This window comes from Lactobacillus sp. ESL0260 (assembly GCF_003692935.1).
In the GTDB taxonomy this organism is placed as follows: Bacteria; Bacillota; Bacilli; order Lactobacillales; family Lactobacillaceae; genus Lactobacillus; species Lactobacillus melliventris.
Map to the genome: position 1 here is coordinate 238,165 of NZ_REHO01000013.1, position 19,846 is coordinate 258,010.

Consider the following 19,846-nt stretch of genomic DNA (forward strand, 5'->3'; position numbering starts at 1 on the left):
TCAATGTAAAATGTCTGCAAAATTCTTTTAATCTAATTATTGTTACTTTCTGCTTCTTGACGCATCTTGTTTTCACTAATAGCGGTATAAATTAAGAAAATTAATGCCGCAAATGAGGCAACGTAAAGAACCGAGTTGCTGGCGATCCAGCCAAATTTATCAACTAGTATCCCGATTAAAGCTGTTGCTAGAGTTTCACCAAAAATGTATTGGAAAAAGCCCATGAAGCCCGTTGACGCACCTACTGCATATTTCGGGACAACCTCATTAATCATTAGTCCCACAAGTGTCAGCGGTGCGTAAATTAAATTACCCATTATGATTAAAGCGGCAATTATCAGAGCATGATTATTACTGAAAAAATATAGCGTTAAGCAAATTAACGTCCCAATTACGCAAGCGATTGAAACTAATGCTCGGCGACCTTTTAAAGCATCTGAAATCGCTCCAATAATAATTACTCCCGGAACTGATGCTAATTCAAAAATGCCGATAATCCATTTAGCAGCTGCAGGATCGAAGCCCTTATTCTGGACCAAATAAGATGGGATCCAGCTCTGAATGCCGTAGCGAACCAGATAAAGTGACATTGAAGTCAGAGTAACTGCCCAAACTAATTTATTTTGCAAGATATACTTAACAAAAATTTGGCTAACACTCAAATCAGTCTGATCCGCAGTCGAAACTTGGCCATTATCCAGAATAACTTTGTCACCTGTATAAGTAGAAATATCAGGTAACCCGACCACCTTAGGTCTATCAGCACCCAAAACTAAAATTAAGATGCAAATGATAAAGGAAACTGCTGAGGATGTATAAAAGACAGCTGGAATTGAACCTGAAAAAAGGAAAACCGCCAGTTGCACTATGGCCACACAAATAAATGAGCCGGCATTATGTGCTGAAGACCAAATGGAATACATTGTTCCCCTCATTCTTGGTCCCCACCAGAGCTGAATCATTTTTTGGCAAGCTGCAGCCCCCATTCCTTGTGTGACTGCCATTAAAAACATTAACAACATCATTAAATAAAGGTTGTGAGTTGAACCTAAAAAAATATTTAATATTGCAGACAATAACAGTCCTACCATTAAATACCGGTTGGAATCACACCTATCTGCCAATACCCCCATAAAGAGTTTTGCTATGCCGTAGCCAATACCAAAACAAGACAAAATGAGACCAATATTAGCTGTAGAGAAATGATATTCTTTCATAATATCATTTTGTTCTGTGGTAAATACAAGGCGAATGATGTAGTACCCAATATAGCCAATACAAGTTGCTAGTAAAACCCCTAATTGCCGCCATCTGTATGTTTGTGCCACTTTTTCTTTAGGAACTAGCATATTCGAATCAGGCTGTTTTAAAATCCATTTAAACATCATAAATGCCTCCTCCCCTTCAGGATATCATAGAACTTTCTCAATACTTAAAATGGTGCAACTAATTTGAAACATAACAAATCATGCATTGCGGCAACCGCATTTTTCCTTCGTATTTTAGCAAATTAAATAAATTATATAACAATATTATTTAAATATATATATAAATTTTAGCTGTCTTATTTTGAACAGTTTTTTTAATATCATCATCTAATTTTTGCCTATAAAAGCCAATTATTGTTATCTAAAATTTAATGCTAGCGTTATCTTTATTTAATTTACGCTGTCTTATTTTTGCAAAACTTGTTATTTATAAACTAATACTTTATAAAACGCAATAATTGACATTTATATCATCATCTACTAAATTGATAATTATATAGTAAATGGAAATTAGAAAGGAAATTTCTATGTTAGGAAAGAATAATTACAATGAACGGGTGAAAAAAATGGCAAGGCAGGCTAAGCAAGACCATTTCTCAATTCGTAAATTGAGTATCGGTACTACTTCTGTATTGCTTGGCTTTACTTTTTTAGGCTTAAACAGCAAAACAGTTAAGGCTGATACAGTTGTTCCACCTCAACTAACTGAGAAGAAGGCCTATTCTCAAGGGGAAATCTTTTCGCAAGACAGCAACAAAAATACCGCACGAGATATATCTACTACTACATACAAAACAAACAAGCCAGAAGGGGAAGCAAATTTAACCGCATTTTCTGGCTTGAGTTCGTTTTTGAGGGAGAATAATAGTAACAGTAAACAAAATGACACTGCTCAAACAGATCAAACTCCTGCCAATAATGACGAGCCAGACAAAGAAGAGCCTAACGCAAACAGTACAGATAACAATGAAATTAACAAGGGCAATATAGATAAAACAGATATTAACACTGATAATTCTGACAAGGAAGAGCCCAATGCAGACGATACTGCTAAGCAGGAAACTGGCAAAACAGATCAAAATAATGACGCCGCAAAGTCTAAGATCACCGCAAAAGATGCAAAAGACGCTGGTAAAAAAGTAAGCGTTGGTAACTGGAAGGATTTTATTAGCGCCCTAACCAATAGTAATGTAAGTGAAATTGATATTACCAATAATATTATTGCTGACAGAGAGACAGGTCATAATCGCCAGGCTTTTCAAGGTAGAAAATTATTAATTAAGTCTGCAGGTAATGCGAAATATACTCTTGATTTCAAGAGTAACCACCCTACTCTTACCGGTAATTCTTCTTTAGATATTACTTATGAAAACTTAATACTTAAAAGTACCGACTATTATGGTGTCGCTGACACTTACAATATGACTAGAGGGCAAACGGCTAAAATCACTTTTAGAAACATTATCTTTTATGGTTCACAATTAGCTTATACCAAAAACAATACTGACATTATTTTTGAAGGTCAAATTCACGCGGAAACTGTCAAAATTCCAAGCAACATTGGCGGTTGGTTTGACGGTAATAATCAGCAGCTTTTAGAATTTACCAACAGCAATAATAGCATTACTTTTAAAGCAGGCTGCCACTTTGACGGTTCGACATTTGGTGGTACCTTGATTGAAATGAGAGGGGAAGGCAATTCTCTCACTGTTGAACAAGGAGCAGTTGTTAACCTAACCCCACTTAAGGCATATGATGGTACAAATGGTGCTAATAATGGTGAACACGGCAATCCAATCAGTGCCATCTTTATTAGTGACGATGCGCAAGTAACTGTTCACGGTCAAGTGAACATTAACATCGGACAAAGTGAAGGAATTAATTATGTGGGCAAGCAAAATAACGGGCAAGCCAGAGCAATTTACCTAGATAGCGCCAAATCAAAAGTTAACATTGGAAAAGGCGGTATTATTACCGTTAACACGAATGGAAATATTTCAACTAGAAATAAGCAAAACCTGATTTATATTGGGGGCGATTTTGCCATTAACTCAGGTGGTGCTCTCAAAATTACTGGGCAAAACATGGGCAATTATACTGGTTCGCTAGTGCAAATTGATGGTAAAGCTAACGTGCAAAACGGCGGCTTTGAAATCCAATTAGTTGGTGATGCCGGTACTGGTGCAATAAAATTGGTTGATGTGGCCAATACCGGGCAACTAATTGTTAATAACCCTACTTCTCTTGTATTAGATGCTCATCTGAACAACAATGACCGTACCAGCATTATCGGTGATAATAAAATTACGGTCACAAATGTTCGCCAGTCCTTAAACCTTGGTGAACTGTTAAATGGATCTGCTCTTGGCAGCAACTTAGTCTTGCCGCCTTTTCATGTTTTACAAGTCGAAAAAGCCGCTAAAACTGTCGCAGTTAGCAAACTGGAAGTATTAAACGGTCAAAGGATCTTCGACTTAGAAAAAGTCAAAAAAGATAGCCCCCAGCTTAGCGCCATTCTCAGTAAAGCACCTGAAAACTTCCAGAAATTGCTGCAAAATTACAATCATCAAAGCTATGACCAGCTCTTTCGAGCCATCGTGGAAGCAGCTTTTTCCAATAAAGATAACCCAGGCTACAATAACATCAGATTTACACCGGCTAATCAAAGCGGCTTCTTAGACATAGACCCAGAAGACGTGACGGTAACTAATCAAGACGATGGTTCCAAGCTGGTCAAAGGTCATGTATTATACTATGATCCTGCAAAAGATGGTCCTGATAGTGACAGCTTTTTTAAAAACATCTTACCTGGTGGTACCGAAGCCTATGTTTTAGCCAGGTTTAAAGATAGTGGTGTATACAGAAATGGTCAAGCTGTTATTGATTCAACAATCGCTAATCCCTACGCTGATACTGTTGATACTTATCGCGGTGAAGCAAATGATTTGGCAGCATTACCTACCAAATTTGCCGCTAAAGTTGCTCCTGATGGCTCCTTCACCATTACCATCCCTGCCGAAATTACTACCAGGATGGCTAAAGACGCCACAATTCAACTAACTCCACATGCAAACTTCATTGAATATAGTCCGTTAGACATTGCCAGTGGCGACCGCCCTACTATAGTTAGTCTCGGCATCAAACCGTTTAGCGAAGTACAACAAGAAGCAGCTCAGGAAATTACTGATGCTATTAATGCTGCTAAAACTAAAAAGCCGGCTAATTTGACTGCAGATCAGGAAAAAGCATTCTCTGATGCACTGAATGAAGCCGCCCAGTATGCTTCTACCAATAAAAATAGCAATTATGATTCTAAAAAATCAGTTTATGGCGTCCAATCTTCCAAGACGGCAATCAGTGAAATAAATAATAGGAAAAAGACGGCTTTAGACTTGGTTGATAAGGCTATACAAACAGCCCAAAGTCAAGGAGAATATGAAAAAGCTAAAGCGGCTGCAATTGACAAATTAACTCAGCAAGCCGACGAGCAAGTTAAAAAGTTCCCTGCACAAGAACAATCTATCACTGCCGCTAAAAACCAAGCTATTAGTAAAGTGCAGGCTGCTGCCACAAATAACACTAACATCGATCAGGTTGTTAATGACGGTATTAATGCCATTAATCAAGCAGGAAAAGATTACCGAGATAATGTAAAAACTGATATTAACCAGGCAATTACAAAAGTCGAAAATGCTATTGACGCAGCCGCTAAAGATGAAAATGTTAAACCACCGGTAGACGAGTTAATTAACGGCATAAAAGACAAGCTCAAGCGGCCAAAAGAAATTGTTGCTCCTGACGGTGATCTTGATCAAGACGAAGATGAAGCGGCTATTAATAACCATCAAAAAGAAGCCAAAGCTCTACTCCCAGGTGTACAAGATACCGTCGATGCAATTAATGCATTAGAAGCTGCTGCTAAAAAGCAAATAGCACAGTATGGTGATGATCGACCTGAAATTCAAGCTGCTTTAAATCAAGCTATCAAAGATATTATTAACAGCAATAATCCTAAAGATGATCTTAACAATGGTATTGATAAGATTAATGGCACACATACGGATAAAGTAAAAGACCAAGCAGCAAAAGATATTAAGGAGACAGCTGCTCAAGCTAAAGAACGGATTCAAAATTCTGATTTAACAGCGGATGAACAAAAAACATACCTTGATGAAATAGATGAAGCAGTTGCTGCTGCAACAGCTACTACTGGTGATACTGCCAAATCTATTTATGGCACTGATGACGGTGAAATTATCAATAAGAGAAAAGCTGCTGCTAAAAGTTTAATTAACAAAGCAGCTGCCAAAGCTGAAATTGCTGGTTATACTAAGGGCTACGAGAATGTCCTTGGTCAAGTTGGCCAAGCCGAAACCGCCATGACAGATGCCCTAGCGGCAATTGATAAAATTGAGGATAATGCTGCAAGTAGTTCAAATATTGCCAAAGCAGAAAATGCAGCTAAAGAAAATATCTTAAATGCTTTTAAAGAAAATGCTAAAGCTCAAGTTAAGGCAGACGCAGAGACAGCTAAAGGCAATTTAGGAGTTGAACAAGAGTCTAATATTGATGAGGCTGTCACTAATGCTACCAAAACGATTGCCAGTCATAGCTCTGCTTTTGACATCAAACAAGACATTATTGACGGTAAAAAGAACGTTTTAAATGCCTATAAGGCTGCTGCTAAAGCACAAATTGAGCAAGATGCAACTGAAGCTAAAAACAATTTAGGAGTTGAACAAGAAGCTAATATTGATGAGGCTGCCACTAATGCTACCAACACGATTGCTAGCCATGACTCACTTACCGCTATTAACCAGGATATTATTGACGGTAAGCAGAACGTTTTAAGTGCTTATAAGGCTGCTGCTAAAAAGCAACTGGAAACAGTTAAACAAGACATTGTTAACAAAATTCAGAATAATCCTAATTTAACGGCCAAGAATAAAGACGATGCTGCCAATAAAGCCAGTGAATTGCTTACCGGAAGTCAAGGCTATATTAGCCGCATTGATAATGCCGAAACTATAGCTGATACTAATACAGCTACTAAAGAAGGCACTGCCGCATTAAACAATTTACTTGATGAGCAAAACTTAAGTGGTCGACGTAATCAAGCTATTGCAGCAATTCAGGATGCAAAAGACAAAGCCATTGCTAAGATTACAAATAATAAAAACCTGAGCGATGAAGAAAAAACCAAATTTCAAGAACTAATTAATAACGCAACTGCTGCTGGTGTTGCTAAAATCACGCAAGATGAAAATGAAACTGCAATTGCAACAGATGAAGACAGAGCCATTAAAAATATTACTGGTTATCAAGAAAATGCTGCTAATACCGGCTCTACTAATTTAAATAAGCAGCGTCAAGATGCAATTAAGGAAGTTGAAGAAGCAGCTAATAACGCTTTAAGTACAATTGACGACTTTGACGATACTGTTTTAAGTCCAGAAGATAAACAACATTATCAAGAAACTATTAATAAAGACTTAGCTAATGCCAAAGCAGCAATTAATGCAGCTAAAGACAATGATGGTGTTAATTCCGCTAGACAAGCTGGTAAAACTAGTATCAATGAGGATTTGGCGGCTGGTCAATTAATAGTCGCAAAATCTCAGGCAAATATAGCGTTGCAAGATGAGAAGAAAAAAGACATAGATACTATTAATCAGGCTTTTACCGATAATAAAATTAATAGCGAGCAAAAAGACGCCTTAACAGGCAAAATTAATAGCTTCTACGAAACGGCAACCAGCAAAGTTTACAACGACTCGACTGCTGAACAAGTGGCTAAAGATAGAGATGATGGCATTGCTGCTATGGCCAGCGTTGCTAGCAGTATTGCCAGTGAAGAAGCAAAATACTTAGAGCAACAAAAAGATGATGCTTTAACCAATAAAGACACTGGCCTAAATGCTCTAGCAGAAAAAATTTGGACAAGTATCGAAAAAGATCCTAACCTTTCCGGCAAAGAAAAAGGTGATTACTATGACGAAATTAGTTCTGCTTTAACTTCAGCCAAAACTGATATTCAAAATGCTCATTCTCAAGATGAAATTGCTACTGCAGCAAACGCCGGTCGGGAAGCTTTAAATAAAATTCTTGCTAAAGTAGTATTGCAATCAAGTAGAAGCGCTGCCCTTAAAGAATTGTTGAACACCTGCACCGATGTTTCTAATCAAATTACCAACTTACAGAATGTTAACAGTACTACTAAAGACGGATTAATTAAACAGTTAACCGATTACTATAATGATGCAGTTGCTAAAGTAAAGAATGTTCCTGCTGCTCAAGTTGATTCTGAAAAGCAGCAAGGCATTGATAATATGAACACAGTTATTAGGGATGCGCAAAGCCTTGATACCAATATTGATCATGCTAAGCAAGAAGTCGACAAGCAGGCTGATCAAGCAATTTCTACCATTAATCAATCTGCGATGTCTGACGCTGATAAAACTCAAACCATTGCAAAAATCAACGATGAAAGAGCTAAAGCTAAGCAAAATATTGAATTGCAAAAAAATAATGATGCCGTAGACAAAGCCAAAAATGATGGTAAAGATGCTATTGGTCAGGTTGCAGCCACAGCTATGACAGCTGATTTGGAGAATGCTAAACATCACAGTGAAGAGGCTATTAACCAAGCTGCTCAAGAAGCAATTAGCAGATTAAAATCTTCATATGACACTCTAAGCGCTGAAGAAAAAGAAGAAGCTAGTTCCCAATATGAGCAGGCAATCTCTGATATTAATCAGGCTGTTGCGGATGCCAAGAGTAAATTACAAAATGGCCAGACAAAAGATGGTATCAATAAAATCACTACTGATACCATTAATGCAATCAATAAAGCGGAAGCAAGTGGTAACTTAGCAATTACCAAAACACAGGCCAGAAAAGCTATTAAAGATGTCGCAGACGAAATCAAAAACAACTTAAAAGATAAAAAGGATCAAGACAGTGTTGATTCTATTCTAGAGAATGCCACTTCAGCCATTACTGCTGCTGAGGATAGTAGCACTGTTTTGAGCAGTAGAGATTCTGCCATTAATCACATCAAAGGAATTAAGACTACAGCAGATTCTAATGATGCTGCCAAAATAAAAAATGCTAAAGACGAAGCAATTAAAGCATTGACAGCGGAACTAAACGGTCAAACTAATAATCCTGGTGCTCCGGGAATTTTAGCTCAAATTGATCAAATTACAGGCTTAAGTGCTGAAGAAAAAGCTCAGTATAAGAGTCAGGCAACTGCTGCCAAAAATAAAGCCGTTAGTCAGGTTAACGGTCAGCAAACAACAGACGATATTACATCCGCTAAGACTACTGGTATTATCAATATTGACAAAGCTTTAAGCGCTGCCCAATTACAAGCGTCTAAGAATAATGCCAATAAATACTTAGAGAATATTGCCCAAACAGCTGCAGATAATATCCAGAAGATCGAACAGTCAGCTCTAAGTGATACTGAGAAAGCCCAGCAAATTGACTTAATCAACTCAAATAAAGAGACAGCTATCCAAAATATTAACAAGGCACAAAGTCCAGACGAGGTAGAAAAAGCCAAACAAGGCGCTGAAAATGCCATTACCGGTATTGTACAAAATGCTAAAGATAACGCCGCTTTGCTGCAGGAACAAAATGCCGCCTACAACTCATTGGTTGAGCAGGCTAAAAAACTGAGCCAGCGCTTAAGCGATGACCGTTTGCACAATAAAGTTGATCAAAATCAATATGATGACTTAAGTAAGGCTATTAGTGACGCTTTAAGTGCAGCTAAAGCCGAGATTTCTGCTGCCACTGATCTGGATAAAATTAATGCTGCCAAAGGTAATGGTGAGACAGCTCTTAACAAGGTCAATAATAATATTGCTAACGAAGAAGCTCTAGCCCAAGCTCTCAATGATTTACAAACTGCAGCCACCAACGCCAAAGCTAAGGCTGCTGAAACTGAAGACAGCACCGTTGCTGACCAAATGAAAGCACAAATAGATCAGGAACAAAAAAAAGCAGCAGCAAAGATTATTAACGCTAGGAGCAGTAAGCAGAACACCATTACGCAAATTCAAACAGCTGCAGATGATGGCATTACCACAATTAACAAATTAGGTGATGATTTTGATCGTAAAAATCAAATCGTTAAGAGCTTAAAAGAACACGCCGCAAGTGCCAAAACTGACATTGATAGTTTAGACTTAGCTGGCAACGATGTCGCTAGCGGCTATCAAGACATTGACCAGGCTTTAAATGATGGTATTAGTTCAATTTATGGCGGGACAAGCGAGCAGCTGTCGCAGTTAGAACAAGATGCCAAAACAAACATTGATCAGGCGAAATTGCCAAGCAAACTGACTGCAGAAAAGAATAAACAAATTAACAAGTTTAAGGACTATGTTAACAGTAAAGGTGAAATTGCCAGTGTGGCAACCAACCTGGAGCAAGGTCAAATTGACGCGCTTCAAAAGCAACTTGAAGAAGCCATTAACAAAACCATTGCTAACATTGCCGCTATTAAGCTTGAAAACCGCTACGAAGATGCTAAAACACAAGTTGAAAATACCGAACAAGGTATAGTGCCAGAAGGTGAAACTGCTAATTTTGGTGAGAAAGAAATCGACCGTATTTTCCAAGTTGCACAAGAAAAAGCCGAAATAGTTAAAGCTAAACAAGAGGCAATCTCTCAGATCGAACAAGCGCAAAAAGAAGCAAATGATGCCATAGAAAAATCTGGTTTGTCCCCAGCAGACCAGCAAAAGCAGAAGGAACAAGTTCAAAAACTTGTTGAACAAGCAAAAACTGACATTAATTCTGTTTCGCAATCTGAAGCTGGCGCTAAAGACCAAATAGATAATAATAGAAAACAAGCTATTACTAATATCAACAGCATTAAAGAAAAAACAGCCCTGGCTGGACAAAAGACGAAAGCCGAGAGTGTTCTGAAAGATACACAGACCAAAGCTCATGCTGTAATTGATCAATCTCAATTAACTGCCGAGCAAAAGGCAGCAGCTAAAAAAGCAATTGATGATGCATACAAACAGAGCTACCAAGATATCGAAAGTGCTGCAACAAGTGCCGACATCCCAGAAGAAACTAATATTGGGCAAAACATTGATCGGCTGTTGGCTAAGCCTGAAACTGGCACTGAACCAGAATGGTTCAATGATGAACAAAATAATGCCCTTAAGGGCGCTGAAGGAGTAGACGGCATTAACAATGCATATAGTAGATTAAAAGACAGGTTGAAAGATAAGCTGTCACCAGAATTGCTAGATCATATTGACGAGCAAATTAAAGCTATTAATAATGCTACTGATATCCAGACTACCAGTGCCGCTTATGATGAGGCTATGACCATCATTAACAAGGAACAGGCTAAGGCTGACATCGACGAAGAAGCTGCAAAAGTAACTGCAGAAATCGACAGTAACGATAAATTAGCTGCTGAAACAAAGAACAGGCTGAAAGAGCAAATTAAAGATGATAGCCAGAAAGCCAAGGATCAAATTGATGCAGTTAATGCTCCTAAAGGCGATACATTAGGCAAAAAGGACCAGATTGCTAAAATCACAGAAACCGCTAAATCCGATATTGGCAGTGCTGGTAATGCCGCTAAAGACGAATCTATTAGTTCGCTTAAAGCAGAAGCCAACAATGAATTAGCTGCTGAACATCAAAAAGCAGTTGCTGAACTAAAAGAAAAATTTGGTGAAAATGCTGACACCACCAATGTTGATAAAGCATATCACGAGCACTCACAGGTGAATGGTGACTCAATTGAAGATATCACAGCAGCTAAGATTGCAGCTGTAAAAGAAATAGCTAAAGGCTCAGTAGCTGACACTGCTGCCAATGCTAAAAACCAAGTTGATAAATTAAAGCATCAAGATGGCAGCGATTATACTAGTGCTGAAAAGCAGGCAATTAAAGATTACATTGACCAAGAAGCAGCTAAAGCTAACTCGGATCAAACGGGCACTATTGATCAAGCTCAAGATTCAACTGGAATAGAAACTGCCAGAAAGAATGCAGTTGACAAGATAAGCAGAATTATTGTAAGTGATAGTCAAGAACTTGAGAATGTTTTAAACAACGATAGCAAAGTACAAGAAGAAAGACTAACAGCTGCCTATGATTCCGCTGTTAAACTTCTCAAAGACAGGTTTAAGGATAAAGCAAATACGACCGGCATTGATCAAGCATACGAAAGTGCCAAAGATGCTCTCAAAAATTCTACTAACGCAGATAAGCTGGCCGCAACAGAGTTAATTGGTGAAAAAGAAATAGCTGCTGGAGCTCTGGCAGACGCACAAAATGCAGCTACAAGTGAAATTCAGTCATCAAGCAAATACACTGAGCAGGAAAAGAAAGCTATTATTAACCAAATTGAGACAGACATGGCCAAGGCAAACGCTGCTCTCAAACAGCCTGAGGTTAATGACAGTCAGACAATTACCAAATTACGTGATGATGCTATTAAGCAAATGTATCTTAATGTTACGGATTCTGCCACCATAGACCGTATTCTTCATGATATTAATCACAAAAATGAACCTAGTTCTAGCAATCATTCCGTTCCTGCCCCTGCTAACAATACGCCTGTTAATACATCAAGCAAAGAAGACAGAGAGTCAAAACTTGATTTAACCAGCAGCGAAGAATTAACCTTAATGCACAACGCTTACCTTTACGATGAAAATGGCAAACGTGCTAACAAAGTTATTCTTGGTGCCGGCTCAATCATTACTTCTTACGGCACCAAAGAGATTAACGGGCAGAGCTATTACGTCTTGGTCGATAAAGGCAATCAGAATAAAATTTACTATATTGCTCTGGGTAATGTTATTCCTACAAGTCAGAAATTAAAACATAATGCCTATGTTTACAATAAACATGGCAATCGCATAAAGAAAGCTGGTGTATTAAGAAAAGGCAATAATATTAAAACCTATGGCAATGCAGTCACAATTCGGGGTAAAAAATATTACATTATTGCACCAAACCGCTTTATTAAGGCCGCAAATATTGCTTTGCAAAAACCCGCTAGTGCAGCTCCGTTCAACGAACTCGTAACGGAAAATGCGCGACCAGCAGCTGCCAAAACTATTATGCACAATTCCTATCTATATGATCAAAACGGTAAACGTGCTAACAAGATCGTTATACTGGCCGGTTCAATTGTTAATACGGTTAACCAGCAATTCATCAATGGTAAAAAATACTACGAACTGGATGATGGCTTATTCATTGCCACTAACAATATTGATTCTAAAATGCTTAAATTAAGGCATAATGCTTATGTTTATAGCCAACATGGTAATCTAATTAGCAAAAAAGTTTTAAGGAAACAGCAAGTAATTAAAACTTATGGCAGTCCTGTCAAAATTAACCACGAAAAGTACTTTATCATTGCTAAAAATAAGTTTGTTAAAGAAACTAATTTTAATAAATAGGTGTAGCTTACTAAAATAGCTCTTGAGTTTAAAGAACTCAGGAGCTATTTTTAGTTATTCTGCAAAATCAAACAGAGCTGAAAATTGAATTCAGCTCTGTTTGATTATTATTTCCAGTTAGAATCGTTAGACAGGGGCAATTTATGCCAGTAATCAGGCTTATTTACCTGTCGGCCACGCGCAATTGCCATATCATATTTAGCTACATCTTTAGTAATTGTTGAATCTGCTGCTACAAAAGCATGGTCAGCAATATTAACCGGTGCCACTAAGGTAGCACCTGAACCAATAAACGCATGATCACCAACGTTAGTGTGATCTTTTTTTACACCATCATAATTAGCAAAGATAGTACCACAACCAACGTTAACATCTTTACCTAATGTAGCATCACCAACATAAGTTAAATGACCAACTTTGGTGTTCTCGCCAATCTCAGCACTTTTAATTTCAACAAAATTACCAATGTGGGCGCCCTTTCTAATAATAGCCTGGGGACGCAAATGTGAGTTTGGCCCTATATCTGAAAAGTCATCCATTTCGGCCTGCTCAATCGTGGATGAAGTCACAGTCACATTATTGCCAATTTTTGAATCAACAATTCTGGTTCCAGAGGTAATTACACAATTATTGCCAATCTCGGTATTACCCTTGATAACTACATTACCCTCAATTTGAGTATCACAACCAATTTTTACATTCACATCTACATATGCCGTCTCCGGATCAATAAAAGTAACGCCATTAGCCATATGCTTTTCATTGATTCTCTTCTGCATAGTTTTAGTAGCCTGTGCTAATGCTAAGCGATCATTGACCCCAAGGCTTTCACTGAAATCAGGCATTTTATATGCACCAATTCTTTCACCTTGATTGCGCAAGATTTCCAAGACGTCAGTTAAATAGTATTCTCCTTGGGCATTATGGTTGTTAACCTGCTTTAAGGCACTAAACAGTTTCTGATTGTCAAAACAAAAAACACCAGTATTAATTTCGTTAGTTTCCAATTCTTCTGCTGTGCCATCTTTTTGCTCAACAATCCTTAAGACGTTATTCTGGTCATCCCTTATAATGCGGCCATAGCCAAAAGGATTAGGAGCTTGAGCAGTTAAAACTGTAGCTGCATTTCCCTTACTTTGGTGGTAATCAAATAATTTTTGAAAGGTTTCACCTGTAAATAAGGGAGTATCGCCAGTAATCACAAGAGTTGCACCATTCTCTTTTGCCAATTCATCGGCGGCAGTTAAAACAGCATCCCCTGTACCAAGTTGCTTTTTCTGCAAAACAAATTCGGACTCACCGGCCAGGACTTTTTTAACTTCTTCAGCGCCAATGCCAACAATTGTAACTATTTTATCCGGTTCAGTGGCCTGGGCAGCTTCGACCACATATTCAACCATAGTTTTCCCACATATCTTGTTCAAAACTTTGTATGATTTGGACTTCATACGTGTTCCTTTGCCAGCCGCTAGAACAATTACAAATTTTCTCATAGATTTTTAGCCTCTTTTATATTCTTAAATTACTATTTATATTTTAGTATACTGGCGCAGAAACTAAAAGCTGCCAAAATCAGTATGAGCAATCAACGAGCCTGGCTCTGCCATGATAACTTTCCTCTTATCATCTATTTTTTTAATTTTTACTAAAGAAAGATGACCTTCAATTAGTTTAACATCATCAAAATCCGCTTCACATAAAACACAAATACCGGCAATGTTGCCATTAAATTCTTTTACCAGTTGTTGCATTCCCGTCAGCGTTCCGCCAGCCATCATATAATCATCTATCAACAATACGTTTGAGTTTTCTTTTAACACCCTTGTGGGTAACTCCATTTTAGAAACACGATCAAGTGAAGAAGAAATATAATTTACAGAAACTGTTGCTCCCTCAGTTACCTTTGAGCGTTTACGAGCAATGATAAAAGGTACGTTTAAATAGCGCGCAACTGCTTGAGCCAAAGCAATGCCCTTGGTTTCGATAGTCATCACAATGTCAATATTAGAATATGCATACCTAGTAGCAATTAATTTACCGATCTTATCCAGGTCTTGTGGGTTGCCAATAATATCAGACAGGTAAACAAATCCACCAGCCAAAATGCGGTCAGGATCCTCAATGCGACTAGCCAATTCATTTAAATATTTCTGGGCGTGCTTTTTACCCCAAAAAGGAATATAACGCACACCCCCAGCCGCACCTGCGACTGTTTCCAAAATTCCGTCTTGATTACTTGCTAAGGTGTGCTTCAAGATTGCCAGGTCTTCAGAAATTGAAGATTTGGCTGCACCATATCTCTTTGCAAAAAATGGCAGCGGAATTAAGTCATGTGGTCGTTCCATTAAATATTTAGTCATATCAACTAATCTCTCTGAACGTTTCATAGAAATTACCTCCTATTGTTTGCTTTTTGCCAGTTACTACTATACACTCAACCATAAAAAAAGGCACTAACATTTTACCAAATGTTATTGCCAAAAAGTAATCTTAAGATGACGCCTTAATCTTATTGCACAGCGTTATCAAATTTTAATGTTATATTTTTGGTTAATAAATCTGTGTAACTATAAGAAACATGTTCAAAGTTATTTGAATCTTGATCTAAATCAACTACAAAAACTGCAGGAAATGTGTTCTTCAAAATTCCACGTCTTTTAGTTACCTTCTTACGTCCAGCTCTTGCAACTACAGTTAATGAATCACCTAAATGTGAATCCAGCTTACTCTTAATGGTCATAATAGATGTTGGCAATGAAAACAACTCCTTTGAGTTGTATTATACCACTTTATTATTATTTTTTCAATTCTTTTTAAAAACTACCCCAGAATATTTTCGTCAATTTTTAACCGACACACTATGTGCAATTTTAACAAATTGCTCTAGTGTCAGTTGTTCTGGACGAATGCGTGAATCAACACCCAAAGATTTAATCAGAGCTAAGCGCTGTTTTTCATCTGGCAGAAGAACTTTTAAGTTATTATTTAATGTTTTACGTCTTTGGGCAAAACACATCTTAACTACCCGTTTAAAGTGTTCAAGGTTAGCTATATCAGGTTTATTCGCTGCCGCTAAAGGTTTTAAAACTACGACGCTTGAGTCAACTTTGGGTTGGGGTATAAATGAGCTGCTTTTGACAGTCAAATAAGGCTGCACACTCATTTCGGCTTGAACCGCGATTGTTAAAGGCCCATATTCCTTTGTTCCGACATGAGCATGCAAACGGTCTGCCACTTCTTTTTGCATCATTAAGGTTAAACTGGTAAATTCCAGTTGAGAATTGTTAAGAAAGAAAATGATTGGAGTTGTAATGTAATAAGGTAAATTGGCAACAACCTTGACCGGTTTATTTAAATCAAAAAAGTCAACCAGATCAGTTGCAAAATCAGCCTTTAAAATATCTTTCATTTTTAATTTAAAGCATTGTTTCAATGGCATACCATTTATTTTAGCGGGTAGTTCATTTTGCAAAACTTCTGGGAGGTTTTCATCAACTTCATAAGCAAAAACTTTAGCTCCGGCGTTGAGCAGTTGTTCAGTCAAAGAACCAATTCCCGGTCCAATTTCAATCACCTGATCACCGGGTTTAATTGCGGCAGCTTGAACTATACCTTGAAGTACATCCAAGTCTACTAAAAAGTTTTGACCCAAGCTTTTTTTAGCCTTCATAAAATAGCGATTGATAATTGCTTGAGTTCTAACTGGAGAGCCAATAGGAATCTCAGTGTTCATCTTTAACCTCCTCAACAGCCTGTTTAAGTTCCGCAAGTGAAATACCAAAAGTTTGTAAACGATGGTAGAATTGTTTGCCATTACCATAGCCAACACGCAGCTTTATCCCCACTTGTTCCCGCAATTTGCGTGAATTAGGGCCACTGGCTAAACCTAGTTCTTGATATTTTTTCATGGTTAAATCACTGCTGGGCAGCTTCTTTTCATGTAAAGCACTTAGTGCCCTCACCAGTGCCTTTTTTGATGCATGCTCAACGCCAAGTGAACCTTTTTTATGAGGCTCGCCCTCTTTACGCGTTATAAAAGCCTGCTTTGCTGTTGGCACTGCTTTAGTAACTAAGCGTCTGATTCGTTCGCCGTTTAAATCGGGATCTGTCAGGACAATAATTTCTCTTTTATGAGCTAATTCCTGCAACGCAGTAAGCACTGTATCAGGCACATCCGAGCCATTCGTTTCAATGGTTTCAATTCCGGGAAAAAATTGTTTAAGACGAATAGTATCGTCTTTTCCCTCAACGACAACAACGGCATTAAATTGTTTTTTAGTTAAGACCATAGACCCTCATCGTATTCGCATATGTTGCCTGAGCAACTTTTTCTAACGGGAGATCCTTTAATTCCGCAATGGCGCGAGCTACATAATAAACATTGCCCGGTTCGTTTTGTCGGCCGCGATATGGTTTAGGAGTTAAATAGGGAGCATCGGTTTCTACCAGCAATCGCTCTAACGGAGTTTTTCTGGCCGCTTCATGGACTGCAGTTGCCTTAGTAAAGGAAACAACACCAGAATAAGAAAAATATACATTTAAATCCAAAAATTTAGTCAGCCATGAAATATCGCCATTAAAGCTGTGCAAAATTGCACCATATTCTAAGTTACTGCTTTTTAATATCTCATAGCAATCACTAAAAGCATCCCTCGTATGAATATCAACCGGTTTTTTTAATTCATGAGCCAGTTCAACCTGTCTGGCAAAAACCTCTCTTTGTTTATCACGCGGAGATTCATCCCAATAGTAATCTAGCCCTACTTCGCCTAACGCCACAACGCCAGGAAGCTGCAACTGTTCAATTAGCAAGTCTTCTGCTTTTTGGTTATAATCTTTGGCCACATCAGGGCAATAACCCACCATCGCAGAGACTTGGGTAAAACGCTGGCTTAAATTAATTGCGCGCTTATTAAACTCTGGATCCTGTCCTGCACAAATTATTTTGGTCACACCTAATTTTTGAGCTCGATCCAAATAAAACTCTTCTTTGCCCCGAAACGGTTCATCTTGTAAATGAGTATGGTTATCAATTAATTTCATTAACTTAATTGCGCCCCAACTGCATGTTCAGCGCCAACCAAGGCTAACTTAACTTCCCCATTTTTCTCACTGGACAAAAGCATGCCTTGGCTTAGATGACCTAACATTTTACGTGGTTTAAGGTTGGTTACTGCCAAAACCTTTTTGCCCAGTAATTCACTGGCATTAGGGTAATACTGCCTAATACCACTTAAAATCTGTCTTTCATCGCCATTGCCAAAGTCCATTTGGAACTGAAGCAATTTCTTAGAACCTTGAACTGGCTCAACAGACAGAATTTTACCGACTTGGATTTTAACCTTAGCAAAATCGTCAATCGATATTTCTTTATCCTTACCTTGTTCGCTGCGGCTTGCCTTCTTCGGCTTAGCTTTAGCCATTTCGTCTTTAATGTATTTAATTTCTTCTTCAGGTTTAACTCTTGGAAAAATCGGCTTAGGATCAGAAATGACTTGAGTCCCCCAAGCGCAGTTACCAAATTCAAGTTGCTTGTACTCATCACTCTGCCAGTCAAGACCTAATTGTCTGTACATTTCAACTGGAGTCCTGGTCATAATTGGAGCAATCAGCAAAGCAATGATACGTAAACTCTCTGCCAAATTCGACATTACGCGCGCTAAATCTGCAGCTTTACCCTCCTTATTTAATTTCCACGGCATTGTTTCATCAATATATTTATTAGCACGATTAATAAACTTCCAGATATCTTCAATTGCCTGAGTAAAGTGCAAAGTATCCATTTCTGTTTTATAGCTGGCAATAACGTCTGCTGCCGTTTGGGCCAAGTCCTTACCTAAGTCATCCTGCTCTTGGGCAACTGGTTCAACTTTGCCATTTTGATATTGATTGATCATGGAAACAGTTCTGTTGAGCAGGTTGCCTAGGTCGTTAGCCAAGTCATAGTTAACGCGCTCAACGAAATCTTCTGGCGTAAAGACGCCATCAGAGCCAAATGGCAAGGCACGCATTAAGTAGTAACGCAATGCATCCACGCCATAACGGTTAATAATAGATTCAGGATAAACTGCGTTGCCCTTCGACTTGGACATTTTGCCGTCTTTCATCAAAACCCAGCCATGACCAATAACATGCTTAGGTAATGGCAAACCTAAAGCCATTAACATAATCGGCCAGTATATTGTGTGAAAACGAACAATTTCTTTACCTACCAAGTGAATATCAGCCGGCCAGTATTTTTTAAACAAAGAATCATCGTCTGAGCCATAGCCCAATGCAGTAATATAGTTAGATAAAGCATCTATCCAAACATACACGACATGTTTAGGATCACTTGGAACAGGAATACCCCAGGAAACAGTCGTTCTGGTGACTGATAAATCTTCCAGACCAGGCTTTATGAAATTATTGACCATTTCCTTTTCGCGAGAATGAGGCAGGATAAAATCAGGATGGTCTTGGTAGTACTGATAAAGTCTGTCTGCGTATTTGCTCATCTTGAAAAAGTATGATGGTTCTTTCACCAGTTGAACTTCATGACCGGATGGCGCCTTACCACCGATTACATTACCATCATCGTCTTTATAAACTTCAGCTAATTGTGATTCTGTGAAATACTCTTCATCTTCTACAGAATACCAGCCTGTATATTCGCCCAGATAAATATCACCTTGTTTTAACAGCTGCTCAAAAATCTTTTGAACGCCTTTAACGTGTTCTTTATCAGTAGTCCGAATAAATTTATCGTATGAAATATCAAGGCTTTGCCACAACTTTTTATAAATAACCACCATTTTATCTACAAATTCTTGCGGCTTAACTCCTTGCTTTTCAGCCTTTTGCTCAATTTTTAATCCGTGCTCATCAGTACCAGTTAAAAAGAAGGTATCGTAGCCTTGGCTGCGCTTGTAGCGTGCCATTACATCAGCTGCGATTGTGGTATAAGCATTGCCGATAGTCAATCGGCCGGATGGATAGTAGATTGGTGTTGTGATATAAAAAGTTTTTTTATCAGCCATATTCATTTGCTCCTTAATTTTTGCTTAATTATACTATATTATACTACACTAACAAAAAAGCGAATTCCTTACGGAGTTCTCTTTTTTAGTAGATATTTAGCATTCT

General features: G+C 38.2%; 9 protein-coding genes. 1 reads left to right on the plus strand and 8 read right to left on the minus strand.

The features are described 5' to 3' along the window. Nucleotides 1–32 precede the first annotated feature (32 nt). Nucleotides 33–1,385, minus strand: coding sequence for an MFS transporter (locus tag F5ESL0260_RS07545; protein ID WP_122026437.1), 1,353 nt, complete (start codon nt 1,383–1,385; stop codon nt 33–35). A 410-nt stretch (nt 1,386–1,795) separates the two neighbouring features. Here F5ESL0260_RS07545 and F5ESL0260_RS07550 point away from each other — a divergent pair, with 410 nt between their 5' ends. Then, complete coding sequence (locus tag F5ESL0260_RS07550; RefSeq protein ID WP_158593826.1) at nt 1,796–12,721, plus strand: SLAP domain-containing protein; 10,926 nt, start codon at nt 1,796–1,798, stop codon at nt 12,719–12,721. Between the two features lie 107 nt (nt 12,722–12,828). Here the strand turns inward: F5ESL0260_RS07550 and glmU are convergent, their stop codons facing one another. From glmU to metG, 7 genes are all read right to left on the minus strand, one after another. Further along, on the minus strand, nt 12,829–14,214 hold the full coding sequence (gene glmU, locus F5ESL0260_RS07555) for a bifunctional UDP-N-acetylglucosamine diphosphorylase/glucosamine-1-phosphate N-acetyltransferase GlmU (RefSeq protein ID WP_122026439.1): 1,386 nt from the start codon (nt 14,212–14,214) through the stop codon (nt 12,829–12,831). 63 nt (nt 14,215–14,277) lie between these two features. After that, nucleotides 14,278–15,108 (minus strand): pur operon repressor, encoded by an 831-nt coding sequence (gene purR, locus F5ESL0260_RS07560; protein WP_122026440.1) that lies wholly within the window; start codon nt 15,106–15,108, stop codon nt 14,278–14,280. 122 nt (nt 15,109–15,230) lie between these two features. Continuing rightward, on the minus strand, nt 15,231–15,476 hold the full coding sequence (locus F5ESL0260_RS07565) for a Veg family protein (protein WP_034978009.1): 246 nt from the start codon (nt 15,474–15,476) through the stop codon (nt 15,231–15,233). Nucleotides 15,477–15,560: 84 nt separating this feature from the next. Next, nucleotides 15,561–16,454: a 16S rRNA (adenine(1518)-N(6)/adenine(1519)-N(6))-dimethyltransferase RsmA gene (gene rsmA / locus F5ESL0260_RS07570; RefSeq protein WP_122026441.1), complete on the minus strand. Its 894-nt coding sequence runs from the start codon at nt 16,452–16,454 to the stop codon at nt 15,561–15,563. After that, nucleotides 16,444–17,010 carry a ribonuclease M5 gene (rnmV, locus tag F5ESL0260_RS07575; protein ID WP_122026442.1) on the minus strand — a complete coding sequence of 189 codons (567 nt, stop codon included), beginning with the start codon at nt 17,008–17,010 and terminating at the stop codon, nt 16,444–16,446. Before rnmV ends, rsmA begins: the two co-directional genes overlap by 11 nt. Beyond that, nucleotides 16,997–17,764, minus strand: a complete 768-nt coding sequence (locus F5ESL0260_RS07580) for a TatD family hydrolase (protein WP_122026443.1) — start codon at nt 17,762–17,764, stop codon at nt 16,997–16,999. The genes rnmV and F5ESL0260_RS07580 overlap by 14 nt, the downstream gene beginning before the upstream one ends. Further along, the gene (gene metG / locus F5ESL0260_RS07585; protein WP_122026444.1) at nt 17,764–19,740 is read right to left on the minus strand and encodes a methionine--tRNA ligase; all 1,977 of its coding nucleotides are present in this window, start codon (nt 19,738–19,740) and stop codon (nt 17,764–17,766) included. Before metG ends, F5ESL0260_RS07580 begins: the two co-directional genes overlap by 1 nt. Between the last annotated feature and the right edge of the window lie 106 nt (nt 19,741–19,846).

Excerpts from the sequence above, each read along its gene's own strand:
- F5ESL0260_RS07545 (WP_122026437.1), bottom strand. The coding sequence starts at position 1,385 with ATGTTTAAATGGATTTTAAAACAGCCTGATTCGAATATGCTAGTTCCT.
- F5ESL0260_RS07550 (WP_158593826.1), top strand. The coding sequence starts at position 1,796 with ATGTTAGGAAAGAATAATTACAATGAACGGGTGAAAAAAATGGCAAGG.
- glmU (WP_122026439.1), bottom strand. The coding sequence starts at position 14,214 with ATGAGAAAATTTGTAATTGTTCTAGCGGCTGGCAAAGGAACACGTATG.
- purR (WP_122026440.1), bottom strand. The coding sequence starts at position 15,108 with ATGAAACGTTCAGAGAGATTAGTTGATATGACTAAATATTTAATGGAA.
- rsmA (WP_122026441.1), bottom strand. The coding sequence starts at position 16,454 with ATGAACACTGAGATTCCTATTGGCTCTCCAGTTAGAACTCAAGCAATT.
- rnmV (WP_122026442.1), bottom strand. The coding sequence starts at position 17,010 with ATGGTCTTAACTAAAAAACAATTTAATGCCGTTGTTGTCGTTGAGGGA.
- F5ESL0260_RS07580 (WP_122026443.1), bottom strand. The coding sequence starts at position 17,764 with ATGAAATTAATTGATAACCATACTCATTTACAAGATGAACCGTTTCGG.
- metG (WP_122026444.1), bottom strand. The coding sequence starts at position 19,740 with ATGGCTGATAAAAAAACTTTTTATATCACAACACCAATCTACTATCCA.